Source organism: Bacillus infantis, assembly GCF_008180445.1.
GTDB classification, from domain to species: domain Bacteria; phylum Bacillota; class Bacilli; order Bacillales; family Cytobacillaceae; genus Bacillus_AB; species Bacillus_AB infantis_B.
Genome location: NZ_VTER01000006.1, coordinates 409998 through 425789, shown reverse-complemented (window position 1 = coordinate 425789; position 15792 = coordinate 409998). Strand labels below are relative to the sequence as shown.

General features: G+C 48.3%; 12 protein-coding genes. 1 reads left to right on the top strand and 11 read right to left on the bottom strand.

Features of this window, described 5'->3' with window-relative positions; translation table 11 throughout:
• Positions 1–23: 23 nt before the first annotated feature.
• The 10 genes from FZD51_RS13435 to FZD51_RS13390 form a co-directional block, all read right to left on the bottom strand.
• Positions 24–1379, bottom strand: a complete 1356-nt coding sequence (locus FZD51_RS13435) for an aspartate aminotransferase family protein (protein ID WP_148975240.1) — start codon at positions 1377–1379, stop codon at positions 24–26.
• Between the two features lie 31 nt (positions 1380–1410).
• Positions 1411–2874, bottom strand: a complete 1464-nt coding sequence (locus FZD51_RS13430) for a CoA-acylating methylmalonate-semialdehyde dehydrogenase (RefSeq protein ID WP_148975239.1) — start codon at positions 2872–2874, stop codon at positions 1411–1413.
• A 128-nt stretch (positions 2875–3002) separates the two neighbouring features.
• Positions 3003–3230, bottom strand: coding sequence for a hypothetical protein (locus FZD51_RS13425; RefSeq protein ID WP_148975238.1), 228 nt, complete (start codon positions 3228–3230; stop codon positions 3003–3005).
• 21 nt (positions 3231–3251) lie between these two features.
• On the bottom strand, positions 3252–4706 hold the full coding sequence (locus tag FZD51_RS13420; RefSeq protein ID WP_148975237.1) for an NCS1 family transporter: 1455 nt from the start codon (positions 4704–4706) through the stop codon (positions 3252–3254).
• Positions 4707–4847: 141 nt separating this feature from the next.
• On the bottom strand, positions 4848–6263 hold the full coding sequence (gene hydA / locus FZD51_RS13415; RefSeq protein ID WP_148975236.1) for a dihydropyrimidinase: 1416 nt from the start codon (positions 6261–6263) through the stop codon (positions 4848–4850).
• Positions 6264–6286: 23 nt separating this feature from the next.
• Positions 6287–7576, bottom strand: coding sequence for an NAD-dependent dihydropyrimidine dehydrogenase subunit PreA (preA, locus tag FZD51_RS13410; RefSeq protein WP_148975235.1), 1290 nt, complete (start codon positions 7574–7576; stop codon positions 6287–6289).
• On the bottom strand, positions 7569–8948 hold the full coding sequence (locus FZD51_RS13405; RefSeq protein WP_148975234.1) for an NAD(P)-dependent oxidoreductase: 1380 nt from the start codon (positions 8946–8948) through the stop codon (positions 7569–7571). Before FZD51_RS13405 ends, preA begins: the two co-directional genes overlap by 8 nt.
• A gap of 68 nt (positions 8949–9016) precedes the next feature.
• On the bottom strand, positions 9017–9907 hold the full coding sequence (locus FZD51_RS13400; protein ID WP_148975233.1) for a nitrilase-related carbon-nitrogen hydrolase: 891 nt from the start codon (positions 9905–9907) through the stop codon (positions 9017–9019).
• A 299-nt stretch (positions 9908–10206) separates the two neighbouring features.
• Positions 10207–11022 (bottom strand): adenosylmethionine decarboxylase, encoded by an 816-nt coding sequence (speD, locus tag FZD51_RS13395; RefSeq protein WP_148975232.1) that lies wholly within the window; start codon positions 11020–11022, stop codon positions 10207–10209.
• A 221-nt stretch (positions 11023–11243) separates the two neighbouring features.
• The gene (locus FZD51_RS13390; protein ID WP_148975231.1) at positions 11244–12422 is read right to left on the bottom strand and encodes a M20 family metallopeptidase; all 1179 of its coding nucleotides are present in this window, start codon (positions 12420–12422) and stop codon (positions 11244–11246) included.
• 156 nt (positions 12423–12578) lie between these two features.
• Here FZD51_RS13390 and FZD51_RS13385 point away from each other — a divergent pair, with 156 nt between their 5' ends.
• On the top strand, positions 12579–13988 hold the full coding sequence (locus FZD51_RS13385; protein WP_148975230.1) for an aldehyde dehydrogenase: 1410 nt from the start codon (positions 12579–12581) through the stop codon (positions 13986–13988).
• 773 nt (positions 13989–14761) lie between these two features.
• Here FZD51_RS13385 and FZD51_RS13375 read toward each other — a convergent pair.
• On the bottom strand, positions 14762–15754 hold the full coding sequence (locus FZD51_RS13375) for an LLM class flavin-dependent oxidoreductase (RefSeq protein ID WP_148975228.1): 993 nt from the start codon (positions 15752–15754) through the stop codon (positions 14762–14764).
• Positions 15755–15792: the final 38 nt, after the last annotated feature.

Genomic DNA, 15792 nt, shown 5'->3' with positions numbered 1-15792 from the left:
AGAAAAAACCGGGATGAAGCCGTTCACAATATACTTTCCAATGCAGCCTTAAGGGTCTCGATAACCAGGCCGGCATCTTCTTCTTCTATGTTGAGAGGCGGCGACAGTGCAAGGACGTTATTGAAGCCTGCCACGGTAGCTCCATTTTTCCCAATCAGCACACCTTTCTCCCGGCAGGCGGCTATGACTTTATTGACAAGGGCTGCCTCGAGAGGCTCTTTCGTTTCTTTGCTGCCTACTAGCTCAATTCCGATCAATAGCCCTTTCCCTCTGACATCGCCAACAAAAGGATGATCCGCCAGGCGGGAGGCAAGATTTTCTTTCAACTTTGCGCCAAGATCGGCCGAACGTTTATAGAGGTTTTCCTTTTCAAGAATTTCGAGGTTTTTAAGCGCCAGTGCGCAGGCAGCCGGATTGCCGCCGAATGTATTGATATGCCGGAAATAGTCGTATTCCCCGCTTCCCTTGAACGCTTCATAGATCTCTTTCTTCACAGCAGTGGCTGACAGCGGGAGATAGGCGCTCGTGATGCCTTTTGCCATTGTGATGATGTCAGGCCTTATACCGTCATGCATAAAGCCAAAAGGCTTCCCTGTCCGGCCGAAGCCGCAGATCACCTCGTCAGAGATCAGCAGGGCTCCGTGCTTTTCGCACACCTCTTTGGCAGCCTTCATATAGCCTTCCTGCGGAGTGATGATTCCGCCTCCGGTGATGATCGGTTCCATAATCATGGCAGCAATCGTCTCGCTCAGTTCCCAAGTCATTGCCTGGTCAAGCGCTTTGACTGCAGGCAGGTCAGTTGGGCTGCCATTGTGGACTTCATCTCTGTAAGAGTCTGGCGGCTGTACATGTATGAATCCCGGGGAGAGAGGTTCATATTTGTATTTTCTTTGCGCCTGCCCTGTCGCGGCGAGCGATCCCATGGTATTGCCATGATAGGAGCGGTAGCGGGATACAATTTTATAGCGCCCTGCTTCCCCTCGCTGCTGATGGTATTGCCTGGCGATTTTAAAGGCGGTTTCATTTGCTTCCGAGCCGCTGTTGGAAAAGAAAATAACATAGTCTCCGCCAAGCAGACTATTCAGCTTCTCAGCAAGCCTGATGGCTGGAGCATGGCTTTGGGTCAGCGGAAAATAAGGCATCTCCTTCAGCTGTTCATATGCAGCCTCGGCAAGCTCCTTCCTGCCATAACCAGCATTAACGCACCACAGGCCCGCCATCGCATCCAAATAGCGTTTCCCGTCACTTGCAGTTATCCACGAACCCTCAGCCTTTTCCGCGACGATTGCCGACTGCGGGCTGTAAGGCTTCATTGAATGCCATACATATTGATCATCCTGTTCAAGCAATGTTTTATTTCCGTTCACTGACTGTGCCATCCTATCTCCTCCTCATTGCTGCCAAGTTATTTCAAAGTTCAAACCGGGATGTGACCATTTTCTTTTTCGTATAAAAATTCAAGCCATCTTTGCCATTGACATGAAGGTCCCCATAGAAGGAATCCTTCCAGCCTGAAAAAGGGAAGAATGCCATTGTAGCCGGAACGCCTACATTGATGCCGAGCATGCCGGCATCCGCCTCTTCACGGAATTGCCTGATGCTCCTGGCATCGTTTGTATAAATGGTTGCTCCATTCCCGTATCTTGACCTTCTGATGAAGTCCAGCGCTTCATCAAGACTGCCTGCCCTTAGCAGGCTCAGTACAGGTGCAAATAGCTCTTCCTTTGCGATCGTCATATCGCATGTCACTCTATCGAAGATCGTTGCACCAAGGAAGTTCCCGGCTGGGTGCCGCTCCATCTCCGTGCGGCCGTCCCGTATCAGCTCAGCCCCTTCTTCTTCTCCTTTTTCAATGAGTCCGAGGACTTTTTCAAGATGCTCCTTCCGGATGACGGGCGTCAGGAGGGCATCTTCTTCCATACCGCTGCCGACCTTGAGCTCATCGGCTTTTTTCTTAAGCTCTTTAATGAAGCTGCCGTTATCTCCCACCACGACAACGGCACTGCATGCCATGCACCTCTGGCCGGCACTGCCGAATGAGGAACTGATGATATGCTGGGCCGCCTTCTCGGCATCGGCATCAGGCATGACGATATGGTGATTTTTAGCACCCGAGAGCGCCTGTACCCGCTTTCCTTCAGAAGCGGCCCGTTCATACACATATTTTGCAACCCGCTGAGAACCGACAAATGAGATGGCGGCAACCTCTTTATGTTCAAGCAGTGCATTCACAACACCATGTGCGCCGTGTACAATGTTCAGGACTCCAGGAGGGGCGCCCGCTTCGGCAAACAGTTCAGCAAGGCGCGCTGCCAGGATCGGCGTCCTTTCAGACGGCTTCAGCACAAAAGTATTCCCGCAGGCAACAGCAAGAGGGAACATCCACAAAGGGACCATCATCGGGAAGTTAAAAGGAGTGATCCCCCCAACCACGCCAAGCGGGTAACGGAACATCTCTGAATCAATATCCTCAGCGATCCCTGAAAGCGACTCACCCATCATTAAGGTCGGGGCACCTGCGGCAAATTCCACACACTCGATGCCTCTTTGGACCTCGCCGAATGCTTCTTTGAAGGATTTTCCGTTCTCTTTTACAATCAGCTCAGCAAGCTGTTCATGATGCTGTGACAGCAGATTATGATATTTGAAAAGGAGCCTCGCCCTCTTTGGGACAGGCACCTTCCTCCACGAAACAAACGCCCTTCCTGCTGCATGGACAGCAAGGCTGACATCTTCTGCACTGGAGGCAGGCACCCTTGCGAGCACTTCATCATTGGCAGGGTTGATGACTTCAAATGTATCTGGAGAGGAAGCTTCTATCCAATTTCCATCAATAAAATTTCTCAGTACCTTTGTTTCATGCCTGATCGCCATATGCTCCATCTCCTTCATATGAAAAATATCCACTTCAGATTTTTATAAAACATCGATAGAAAGCTGCACATGAAAGGCGAAGGATCAGCGGCCAATAATAAAATGCGCAATCCTTCGCTCTATCACAGCTATTTTTGTTCTGCAGCATGCTCTTTCTGCTTGAGCAGAAGCCCGCTGAAATATTTTCGTGCCTCTGCTGTCCCGACATGGATCGTTTCCTGGATCCCGCTGGCCGGATTGGCAAACAAGATGGCCGCTCCATCCAAGCCTTCTTTCACCTGAAGGATTCTGAATCCTTTTTCGATATAAAAATCGATTTTGTCTCTTTCATGCAAAAAGAACTGGTAGTCTGACATACTCTGACCTCCTGAAAATAGTCAAGATTTCTCGGAATCAGCGGCTTTTTCCTGATCATCCTCCAAAATCCAGTCGCGCCCCACACTGATACCGAGATATTTGCTGTCATCCGGATCATTGATTTCTGCCTGCTGATATTTGCGGAACCACCAGTACCGGGCAAGAAGGTAATAAGAGCCTGCTCCTGCCAGGAACCCGGCAAGGAATGAATAGTTGGGAAGCCAGTACGCCACTGCGGCACCAATGACCCAGCTGATGAATCCTGCAAGGTTGATTCCTCCCAAATACCTGAACTGCCCATGGTCCTCGTATAATTCAGGGACATTGACGCGCCTTTTTCTCAGCAAATAATAATCAGCAAAAAGGATTCCGACAATCGCAGACAGGATGCCGCCTACAAACAGGAGCACAGGGATGATGACGCCAAAGAGATTCCATGGCTGGACGACTGTCCCGACAATGCCTGCTGTAATGACGCCAGCCCAGAAAGGAAACTTCGGCCCGCCAACATTAGAAAAGATCGTTGCCGCCGGAACGACATTGGCCGCCGTGTTGGTGGACCATTGCGCCAGGATGATCATCAGAAGCAGGACGCACAGGACCAGTCCTCCCGCCGATTCCTGAAGGGCGATGACAGGATCGTAATTCAGGACGGCAATATAAGCGATCCCTCCTATGATGATCATAAAGGTCTGTGTCAGCGGCATGGCGACCAGATTGCCGATCAGCGCCCCTTTATTGCGCTTGAACCAATTTTTTTCATTCACGGGCGCCTTGATGAACCGGGAAATGGAAGGGATATCAGCGCTCAAGGTCGCCCAAAAGCCCATATTGCTGAAAATCACAACAAGGAAAGCAGTGAATGCATCGGTTCCCGCTGCCGGATTTTCTGCCCATGTCCAAATATTCCGTCCTGCCTCTTCAGCCGTATCAGATAAAGATAGATACATCCAGACGGAAATCAGGATAATGACCGGAGCTGCCATGTCAGCAAAACGCTCTATCGCTTTTATCCCAAGGCAGGTATTAATGAGCTGTGCAGCTGCGAAAATAAGAAAACAGATAAACCAGTTATCGAAACCGAATAAAATATCCATGATGCCATTCATGGCAGTGGCGCCGAAGTAGGTATTGATCCCAAACCACATAGAGGCGGTGACGCCCCTCGTGATGGAGGGGATATGAGTACCGACTGTGCCGAAAGGGGCGCGCATATAGACCGGGAAGGAAAGGCCGTGCTCTATCCCGATGTCTGCAATCAAACTGATGAACAAGCCGATTCCTAGGCAGCCGATCACCGTTGCAATGATGACCAGCGGCAATGGGAGGCTCATGACCCCGGAGCCTCCGATGGCAAAGGTGGCGAGTACGACCACCATGCCCACCCACATGAATGAATAGCCGAGCGAGGTGATATTCCTGTCCTTTTGCTGGATCGGATAAAGGTCAGGGGATTTCAGATGGCTTTTTTTCATACGTACACATCCTGTCCGGTTAATTTTTGTCATGCCGAGAAGCTGATTGAAACCGAAAAGCCGGGTTAGTGCATGCCATCATCCTGTTCACTGAAACAAAGCCGGGAAAATTCATCTCCGTCCACAGCCAACCCACATAATTTAATAAGCAGTAATCACGTTATTATAGGTTTTGTGCTTAAAATATTTTGCTCTTTTTAAATATTGCCCGCTGCCCGCTTTTCCAGTGAACTGGCCGTCTTTGATCACATACTCTCCCCTTACGAGCACAGTGACAGGCTCTCCTTTGACAGATAATCCTTCGAATGCGCTGTAATCAACAGCCAAATGGTGGGTGCCGGCAGAAATGGTTCGTTCCTTTTCAGGGTCAAAAAGGACCATATCGGCATCAGAGCCTACAGCAATCGTCCCTTTCTGCGGGTAGAGGCCAAATAGCTTCGCAGCCCGGGTCGAAGTGATGTCGACAAATTGGTTGAGGGTGATCCTTCCCTTTGCCGCACCTTCTGAAAAGAGGATCGAGAACCGGTCTTCAATGGTCGGGCCTCCGTTCGGAATTTTGGTGAAATCCTCCCTGCCGAGTTCCTTTTGCCCCTTAAAGTCAAAAGAGCATTGGTCAGAGCCGATCGTCTGGAGCTGTCCGCTTTTGAGGGCATTCCATAAAATGTCCTGATTCCATTTTTCGCGGAGCGGCGGGGACCACACGTATTTGGCGCCTTCAAAATCCGGCTTTTCGAGGCTGGTCTGGTCAAGTACAAGATACTGCGGGCAGGTTTCACCCCAGACATCAATGCCCCTGGAGCGGGCAGCGGCAATTTTTTCTGCTGCTTCAGCGCAGGATACGTGTACCACATACAGCTGGGAGCCTGCCAGGCCGGTCAGCTCAGCCGCACGCCCCGTTGCTTCCCCTTCCAGCTCAGGAGGTCTTGTCAGCGCATGGTAGATGGGTTCTGTATGTCCTTCTTCCAATGCCTTTTTCGTAAGATAATCAATGACATCCCCGTTTTCTGCATGCACCATGACAAGAGCCCCAAGGTCCCTTGCAGCGATCAGCGTCTTGAAAAGCGTTTCATCATCAGCCTGGAAGACATTTTTATAAGCCATGAAGACTTTGAAAGAAGTAATTCCCTCAGAATCTATCACTTTCGGAAGCTCCGCCAGTACTTTATCATTGATTTCCCCGATCATAAGGTGGAAGCTGTAATCGATGGCAGCCTTGTCTCTTGATTTTTGGTGCCATTCATCAATGCTTTCCTGGAGAGGCCTTCCTTTAGATGTCAGGCAAAAGTCTATGATGGTCGTCGTGCCGCCAAAGGCTGCGGCTATCGTGCCTGACTCAAAATCGTCCTTTGTCACAGTCCCGCCGAATGGCATATCCAGGTGGGTGTGCGGGTCTATGCCGCCCGGAAAAACGTAAAGGCCTGCAGCATTGATGATTTCGGCCACGGTATCTTGCAGATCCCTGCCAATCAGGGCGATTTTTCCTTCTTCTATTAAAATATCAGCCTGAAAAGTATCAGAAGCTGTCACTATAGTGCCGTTCTTTATTATTTTCTTCATATTCAGCACTCCTTTACACTCCTTTACCGTTTAGATAGACCCAATTCACATGCCTGTGCCCCGGCTATCGCGGCCTGCCGTTCATTCCAGGTCATCGGCGGCTGTGTGTGCGGAAGCTCTACCATTGATATGGCCCCTTCCTCAGGGCAGACAATAGAACAGAGGTTGCAGCCGACACAGTCTTCTTCGCGGACTTTCAAATATTCTTTTCCGTTTTCATCAACCAGCATATCGATGCATTGATGCGATGTGTCCTCACAGGCGATATGGCATTTATTGCAATTGATGCAGATATCAGGGTCGATCCTCGCGGCAATATTATAGTTAAGGTCCAGATTGCCCCAGTCCGAATACCTTGGTACAGATTTTCCGATAATGTCCCTGACTGACCGGATGCCTCTCTCATCCAGATAATTATTCAAACCATCCATTAAATCTTCAATGATGCGGAACCCGTGGTGCATAGCAGCTGTACAAATCTGTACACCGGAAGCGCCCATCAGCATGAATTCAACCGCATTCTGCCAGTTCGATATCCCGCCCATGCCTGAAATCGGGACAGATATTGCTGGATTCCTGGCGCACTCAGCGACCATGTTCAGGGCGATCGGTTTGACTGCCGGGCCGCAATAGCCTCCATGTGCTCCCTTGCCTCCTACATGCGGAATGGTATTCCAGGTATCAAGGTCCACCCCGGCAAGGCTGTTGATCGTGTTGATCATACTGACCGCATCTGCTCCGCCTTTTACCGCTGCTTCTGCTGTTGCTGTAATATCGGTTATATTGGGGGTAAGCTTCACGATGACTGGTGTCCGGGCCGCTTCCTTTGCCCAATAAGTCTGTTTTTCGACCAGCTCCGGCACCTGTCCGGATGCAGATCCCATTCCCCTCTCCGCCATCCCGTGCGGGCAGCCGAAGTTAAGCTCAAGTCCATCTACCCCAATCTCTTCGACCCGTTTGACAATTTCATGCCATTTCTCCTGTTTCGGCTCTACCATCAGTGAGGCAATGATCGTGTTATTGGGGAACTTCTTTTTCGTTTCATAGATTTCCTTCAGATTGACTTCAAGCGGCCTGTCTGTAATCAGCTCAATATTGTTAAAGCCTGCGACCCGCTGTCCATTAAAGCTGACAGCAGCAAACCGGGAAGAAACGTTTAAAATGGGCTCACCCAGCGTTTTCCAAACTGCTCCGCCCCATCCGGCCTCAAATGCACGCTGAACCTGATAGCCTGAATTGGTAGGGGGTGCAGAGGCAAGCCAGAAAGGATTTGGGGACTTTATGCCTGCCAATTCTATGCTTAAATCAGCCATTTGCTTCTCTCCTTTCTTCCTTCATCATCAGCTTGTGGATCGCATGGGCTGCTTGTTTCCCCTGCTGGGCAGCGGTGACGACCATGGCTTCCCCTTTTCCTTTGCCGAAGACTATATCCCCGCAGGCAAACACTTTCGGATTCGAGGTCTGGCAGGTCTCAGGATTGATTTCTACAACTCCCCCATCGTGGGCAAGGCCGAATTGATCGATCAGGCTTTCATGCCTTTGCTGGCCGATCGCTTTAATAATGATGTCAGCCGGGAGCAGATGCTCAGATCCTTCAATGGGTACGGGCCTTCTCCGTCCATCCGGATCCGGCTCGCCAAGCATCATCTGGATGCACTCCAGTCCTGCTGCTTCCCCGCGGTCATTGCTGATAATCCTTTTGGGTGCCGTCAGCCATCGGAACTCGACTCCATCCTGCTTTGCAAACTCATATTCAAAATCATAGGCAGTCATTTCTTCCTGTGTTCTCCTGTAAAGGATCTTCACATTCCCCGCCCCGAGCCTTGCTGCACAGGTTGCCCCGTCAATTGCTGTGTTGCCGGCGCCGATTACGATTGCTTTCTTGCCTGCCACATCTCTTCTCAGTTCACCGGTTTTTGTCTGCTTCACAAATTCAATCGCATCAAAGACACCTTCCAGATTTTCACCTTCAATTCCAAGGTCCGGCACTTTCGACATGCCTGCAGCAAGGATCACAAAGTCATATCCGTCCAGCAGTTCCCCGGCTGTAACATCCCGGCCGATCTTCGTTTTTGTCCTGATGTCTACATTCATCCGCCTGACCTGCTCTGCTTCCCAATGGGCAATAGCCTTCGGCAGACGGAATGAAACGATACCGTAAGTGTTCAGCCCTCCGGCTTCTTCCTCGGCTTCATAGATGACCGTCTCATAGCCGAAACGGGCCAGCTCCCTGGCAGACGATAATCCCGCAGGTCCGCTTCCGATGACCGCTGCTTTTTTGCCGTTGGCGGTGCCTGGGAAAAATAAGTCCTTCCCGCTTTTTATGGCCCAGTCAGTCGCATGCCTCTGCAGTTTGCCGATCAGAATTGGGCTTTTTGATGAACTCAATACACACGCCCCTTCACAGAGCTCTTCTGTTGGGCAGACTCTTGAGCAGCTTGCGCCGACAGGATTGGCATCCATGATGGTTTTGGCGGATCCCAGCATATTTCCGCTGCTGATTTTTTTTATGAATGAAGGGATATCTATTCCGGTCGGACATGCTTTAATACAAGGGGCATCATAGCAATACAGACAGCGGCTGGCTTCATGGACAGCATCCCTGCTGGACAGCGCAGGCTCCGCTTCCCTGAAGTTCTGTTCCAGGTCGGTGTGTGAGATTCGCTTTGGTTTTGCATCGATCACAGCGTTCCCTCCTATCCTGCCTGTGCCAGGCAGGCAATTGAAAAGCTTATTTTTCGCATAAAAGCCCCTTACGGAAGAAGGGATGTCATTTCACTGTATGTTTCCGGCCTGCGGTCGCGGTAAAACTGCCAGGTGTCCCTGACCTCCCTGATCAGCTTCTTGTTCATATCACCTATGATGACTTCATCCTTATCCCGGCTGGCAGAAGCAACAAAGCTTCCTTTAGGATCCACGAGGTATGACTGCCCATAAAATTCTCCCATATTCCACGGACCCTCATAGCCGACGCGGTTGATGGCGCCAACATAATATCCGTTGGCGACTGCATGGGCAGGCTGTTCGAGTTTCCATAAATATTCGGACAGGCCGGCGACCGTGGCCGATGGATTGAAGACGATTTCTGCGCCATTCAGCCCCAGCAGCCTTGCCCCTTCCGGGAAATGCCTGTCATAGCAGATATACACGCCGATTTTGGCATATGCAGTATCAAATACCGGATAGCCGAGGTTCCCCGGTTTAAAATAATATTTTTCCCAGAACCCGCAGCCGTTTCCTCCTGCGGCAACATGCGGAATATGCTGCTTCCGGTACTTTCCCAGGTAAGTTCCGTCGGCATCCAGGACAGCAGCTGTATTATAATAGGTAGCTATCCCTTCCCGTTCATAAATCGGAAGGACAATGACAATCCCAAGCTCCGTTGCCAGCTCCTGGAAAAGCTTTGTTGTCGGGCCGTCCGGGATTTCTTCTGCAGCGTCATACCATTTCGTATTCTGCTCGGAACAGAAATAAGGACCATAAAAGATCTCCTGCAGGCATACAATCTGGGCGCCCTTTTCTGCCGCTTCCCTAACAAGCTTTATATGCTTTTCGATTGCCTTCTCCTTATGAACAGCAACTGGCTCGCTGCCGTCCACATCATGAGATGCTTGTATCAAGCCGATCTTCACATTGTCTGCCATTTTTACTCCCCCTCTAAAATAAAAAGAAGCATCCTTTGCAGAACCGGGCTGTTTTGCACCAGGGCTCCAGCAGCATGGTTCAGAATGTTCCGTTAATCTAACATACGCAGAAAGGGCAAGTTGTAAAACTTAATTTAAAGAGAGTAGCAAGAAAAAGGCTGGAAGAAACCAACCAGACAATGCTAATCCTCTAGCAAAAAGACAGTGTGAAGGATATGTGCATACAAAAAAGACTGCAAATGTCCCCATTATGAGAGGACCTTTGCAGTCTCATGCTACCTTAATAAAAAGTTTAGAAATTAATTTTGCGAGGATATGTTGGTGCCATAAAAGATTTCGTCCATCTCTGTTTTAAGTCGGTCGGTGATTTCGGCCGCTTCTTCTGAATCCAGTTTCTCCTTAGTAAAGCCAAACAGATAATTATTCAGGTCGAATTCCTTCAGTTTGCATTTTGTGTGGAAAATTTTTTCCTGATAGATATTCACATCTATCATATCATACAGGCCTTTTGCTTCATCTGGTATATAGTTCTGTATAGAGTTAATATCATGGTCGATATAAAGCTTTTCACCGTTGATGTCCCGTGTAAACCCTCTGACGCGATAATCAATCGTCATTACATCCGTCTCAAAGGAGTGGATCAAATAATTCAGGGCTTTCAGGGGGGAAATTTCCCCGCATGTGGAAACATCGATATCTGCCCTGAAGGTGCTGATCCCTTCTGTCGGATGGAACTCAGGGTAGGTATGGACTGTAATATGACTTTTATCAAGCTGCAGGACCACATTGTCAGGGAGCGGTCCAGGAGATTCCTCCAGTGATTCCTCAGGCACTTCGACAACAGGGCCTTCTGATACGAGCATGGTCACACTGGCTCCCTGTGGTACATAGTCCTGCTGGGCGACATTCAGCACATGTGCCCCGATGATATCGGACACATTAGTCAGAATTTTGGTGAGCCTTTCAGCACTATACTGTTCATCAATATAATCAATATAAGCTTCCCGTTCTTCTTTTGTTTTTGTATAGCAGATATCATACATATTAAAGCTTAAGGTTTTAGTCAGATTATTAAAGCCGTGCAGCTCGATCCGTTGCTCTGGTGTCAGTTTCATGTGCAAAATCCCCTTTAACTCTGTTAGTCTGTTGGCCTTATCACCAGCCATGGACGCTTCTATGGCGAGCTCCCGAGAGAGTGATTCCAAGCTGGTAAGGCTGATTACTATCTAGAGTACCCTTTATAAAAGGCAAAAAAACGGGTTTTTCCTAATTGTGTCCTGCTGATGCTGAATCTAAAAAAGCCTATCCGTCTTGGATAAGCTTTTTACGTACATCATTATGCATTAACGAGTTTTTTCTTTTTGAATTCTTCTTTTATGGATTCAAGCAGTTCTTTGCTTGAGAGGATCTCATAACCGGTCAGCGCCATAGCTTTTGCACCTATAATCATCGCTTCCTGTGCCTGGCTGCTCATGGCCGCTTCACGGAACTCATGGGTATGGCAGGCAAAGTCTTCATTGCAGATCTTGATATAAGGATGAATGGAAGGCACAGCCTGGCTGACATTTCCCATATCAAGAGATCCTGAGCCGTCACGGTCTTCATGGATTTCGCCGGGATCGATGCCTAACCCGATCAGCTCCTTAGTGAAAGCATCTGATAACTGCTGGTTCGTTTGCATATCGTCATACGAAAATTCATAGAAAGATGCTTTCATTTCTGCACCGGTCTGAAGTGCTGCACCTTGTGCGCATGCTTTCACTTTTTCAACCAGTTCATTCACATAGGAGCGGCTTGAGGCTCTTACATAGAACTGGGCAGACGCATAGTCAGGAACTACATTGGCCGCTTTTCCTCCTTCAGGGATGATGCCATGGATTCTTGCATCAGAAGTGATATGCTGTCTGAGGGCATTGATGCTGTTGAAAGTCTGAAGCACGGCGTCAAGGGCATTGATTCCTTTTTCCGGACTAGCTGCCGCATGGGCACTTTTTCCGAAGAATTCAAACTGAATCGCATCCATGGCAAGTGATCTGCCGCTTTTCAAATACTTGGATAAAGGATGGACCATCATCGCAACATCCAGTTCATCGAAGATCCCGTTCTCCGCCATCGTCACTTTCCCGCCCTTTGTTTCTTCAGCGGGAGTTCCGTACACAATCACTTTTCCGCCAGTTTCTCCAACAGCCTTGCTCAGACCGATTCCTGCGGCAATTGCCATTGTGCCGATGAGGTTATGCCCGCATGCATGTCCTACCTCAGGAAGGGCATCATATTCAGCCATCAGCCCGATTGCTGCTCCCGCTTTGCCGCTGTCATATACAGCACGAAAGGCAGTCGGAAGTCCGCATGTACCCTTTTCTACAACAAATCCGTTCTTTTCCAATGTTTCAATCAAAATCGCCGAAGACTTGAACTCCTCATGGCCGAGTTCAGGATTTTCACCTATGTAGGTACTGATATTGATGAATTCCTGCTTAAGATTCTCTATTTTGTTCTGAATTATCTGCTTCATTGTATAACCATCCTTAAAAGTGAATTTTTATTCCTTTTTTCTAGGATAACAAATAATTCGGTATTCGAAAATAATTATTTTTATAGTTCTTACACATTGCCTATTCAAGAGGGAAAAGGTATGCTCAATTTAATCATAGAATCCAGCTGAAAGCAGGTGATCGTATTGCAGCAGAACATCGTAACGGAGACATCAGCAGAAGAAATAAAAAGGCTGCTGGCCGCCCAGAAGAACTTTTTTGTGAACCAGGGAACAAAGCCCGAAGCATTCAGGCTTGCCCGGCTGCAGGAGCTTAAGGATGCTATCAAAAAAAATGAACAGCAGATGATCTCTGCGTTAAAAGAAGATCTTGGAAAATCTGAACTTGAAGCATATTCAACAGAAATCGGGATTTTATATGAAGAAATCGGCTATGCATTGAAGCATCTGAAAAAGTGGATGAAAGCAAAGAAAGTGAAGACAGCCATGACCCATATCGGCTCCAAGGGTTATATTATACCTGAGCCATACGGAGCGGCCCTCATCATTGCCCCATGGAATTACCCGATCCAGCTCGCCCTTTCGCCGCTCATTGGGGCAATTGCTGCCGGGAATACAGCTGTCATCAAGCCATCGGAGCATACTCCGAATGTATCACGTGTGCTGTCAGGGCTAATTAAGGAAGTCTATCCGGAAGATTATATTTCTGCTGTTGAAGGCGGTGTGGAGACCAGCCAGCAGCTTCTTGAGCAGCATTTTGATTATATATTCTTTACAGGAAGCGTCCCTGTCGGCAAGATCGTAATGGAGGCAGCAAGCAAAAGGCTGATTCCTGTCACACTTGAGCTTGGCGGAAAAAGCCCTGTCATTGTCCATGAGGATGCAAATATCAGCCTGGCGGCGAAGCGGATTGTTTTCGGCAAATTTACAAATGCCGGACAGACGTGCATTGCCCCGGATTATCTGTTTGTCCATGAAAAAGTAAAACAGCCGCTGCTGGAAGAGATGAAGAAGTGCATCAAGGAATTTTATCATGATAACCCTCTTGATAATGAGGATTATTCCAAGATCGTCAATAGCAGTCATTTCAGCAGGCTTGAAGAATATTTGAGTGATGGACCAATTCTTTACGGGGGAAGGGTGAATGGTGAGCTTAGGAAAATGGAGCCGACACTGATGGATGCCCCTTCTTTTAATTCGCCTGTTATGCAGGATGAAATATTCGGCCCGATTCTGCCGGTATACGGGTATGCAGCTTTGGATGAGGCCATCTCCTTTATCCAGTCTCGCCCGAAGCCGCTTGCTTTGTATTTGTTTACGGGAAGCCAGGATATAGAAAAAAAGGTGAATGGTACGGTTTCTTTTGGAGGCGGGTGCATTAATGATACTTTGATGCATATCGCAACGCCGTATCTTCCTTTCGGAGGTGTCGGGGAGAGCGGGATTGGGAGTTATCACGGGAAGAGCAGCTTTGGTGCGTTTTCGCATTATAAGAGTGTGCTGAAGCAGACTACGCTTTTTGATTTTTCGTTCCGTTATCCTTCTGCAGAGAATGGGCTGAAGCTGATTAGGAAGCTGATGAAGTGATGGTAGCCTGGACCGGTTTTGGTTCAGGTTTTTGTTTTACAGGACGATATTTAACGTAAAGTTAGTGCTTCTGACGGGGGCTGATGGTTTCCGTTCCAGACACTTCGCTTTCCGCGGGGCGGCGCTGAGCCTCCTCGAGCTTGCGCGCTGTGGGGTCTCAGCTCTGCCGCTGCAATCCCGCAGGACGTTGAATCTTCTTCCTGGAATCTGCATCGCACGAAGAAAATGCGCATGCATTTTATGAGGAGTCTGCGTGTCTTCCACTCCAACCATCAGCGGTTTTTAAATTTACTTGGCAGTTTTAACTTAAAAGGACTAAGCCAAGAAGTTAATAGTGCATAGCATTCTAATTCCGATTAGCAGGGCTTTGATTCAAAAGTTCAGCGACAGCGAAAAATTTTCAAAGAGGAATCAGCAACAGGTTGAAAAAATAAGCGGAGGAACTTCCTCTAATTTTAAAAAAGCTCTAAAAATAGCTCAAATAGAAGGAGAAATTCCTTCTATAACCTTAAAAAACAGGAAAATGGGTAATTTTGCTTCGCATTACCGGAAATTCTCCGCGTATTTACACCCACCCGTGCCATATTAAGCCTTCTAACCGGAAAATCTCCGGTTATTTTGAGGCTTTCTGATCACTCGAATAAGGATAAAACTTCAAAACCATTACATCACTAAAATGCCCGTTAACTGAATAAGCCTATCCTAAAACAATACCCTGAAATGTAAAATATTCCTTTTTATAATTAAAAGCAGCAATCTTTGAGCAAAGAGCTTTATAAAAACAATTTGGACAATAATTCAAGATTTCTCTCTCTGTCTCTGAAATGATAGGTATTATTGATAACCATGATTTCATCTGTATTGTATTTGGCACTAATTTGCTGCAGCTGTTCTTTTACTTCTTGAGGGTTCCCTATGACCATTCTGCTTCGGTTGTGCTGGATCTTTTCTTTTTGTGCTGCTGTTAAGGTCCTTTGCTGGGCTTCTTCCGGTGAGATGATTCTTGTGTCGGCTCCTTTTTCGATGTCCAGGAGCCAGTGGTCCTGGCTGGATGCGAGGTGTTGGGCTTCTTCGCTGGTCTTGGCGCAGACAACGAATACACAAACATTTGCCGAAGGCTCTTTCAGCATGGCAGAGGGCTGGAAGTGACGGTAATAGTATTGGAATGCTTTTTCACCGTTTGCCGGAGTGATGAAGTGGCCATATGTGAAGCGCATCCCGTTTTCAGCTGCCGCTCTTGCCCCCCTTTCGGTAATCCCCAATAGCCATAGTTCCGGCAGAGTCTGCAAATCGGGGTAGGCTTTTACCTCCTTAAAAGGATGGTTATCTGGCAGTGAGTTGGTTAAAAAGCCCTGGAGATCCCTCAGCTGCCCGGGAAATTCATTCATGCTCCTCCTGATGCCGTCTGTCAGAGCCAGTCTTGTGTCTGCACCGCCGCCAGGTGATCTGCCGACACCGAGGTCAATCCTGCCCGGATACAGAGCTTCCATCACTTTAAAGGTCTCTGCAACTTTATACGGGCTGTATTGAGGTAGGAGGACCCCTCCAGAGCCTACCCGTATCCTTTTGGTGACTGCTGCTATATGGGAGATCAGGACATCTGGTGAAGATCCTGCCATCCCATTGGAATTGTGATGCTCAGCGGTCCAAAAGCGGGTGTATCCCAGATTATCGGCAATTTGCGCCAAGTGGGAGGTTTGCTTAAGTGCATCTCCCGGAGAATCTCCTTTTCGAATGACAGCCTGATCCAGCACGCTTAGTTTCATATCTCATATCCCCCTTCTAAAAGCTAAAAGAAAAATCC

What these genes read in the sequence shown, in the direction of transcription:
- FZD51_RS13435 (WP_148975240.1), bottom strand. Translation starts at nt 1,379, where the DNA reads ATGGCACAGTCAGTGAACGGAAATAAAACATTGCTTGAACAGGATGAT.
- FZD51_RS13430 (WP_148975239.1), bottom strand. Translation starts at nt 2,874, where the DNA reads ATGGCGATCAGGCATGAAACAAAGGTACTGAGAAATTTTATTGATGGA.
- FZD51_RS13425 (WP_148975238.1), bottom strand. Translation starts at nt 3,230, where the DNA reads ATGTCAGACTACCAGTTCTTTTTGCATGAAAGAGACAAAATCGATTTT.
- FZD51_RS13420 (WP_148975237.1), bottom strand. Translation starts at nt 4,706, where the DNA reads ATGAAAAAAAGCCATCTGAAATCCCCTGACCTTTATCCGATCCAGCAA.
- hydA (WP_148975236.1), bottom strand. Translation starts at nt 6,263, where the DNA reads ATGAAGAAAATAATAAAGAACGGCACTATAGTGACAGCTTCTGATACT.
- preA (WP_148975235.1), bottom strand. Translation starts at nt 7,576, where the DNA reads ATGGCTGATTTAAGCATAGAATTGGCAGGCATAAAGTCCCCAAATCCT.
- FZD51_RS13400 (WP_148975233.1), bottom strand. Translation starts at nt 9,907, where the DNA reads ATGGCAGACAATGTGAAGATCGGCTTGATACAAGCATCTCATGATGTG.
- speD (WP_148975232.1), bottom strand. Translation starts at nt 11,022, where the DNA reads ATGAAACTGACACCAGAGCAACGGATCGAGCTGCACGGCTTTAATAAT.
- FZD51_RS13390 (WP_148975231.1), bottom strand. Translation starts at nt 12,422, where the DNA reads ATGAAGCAGATAATTCAGAACAAAATAGAGAATCTTAAGCAGGAATTC.
- FZD51_RS13375 (WP_148975228.1), bottom strand. Translation starts at nt 15,754, where the DNA reads ATGAAACTAAGCGTGCTGGATCAGGCTGTCATTCGAAAAGGAGATTCT.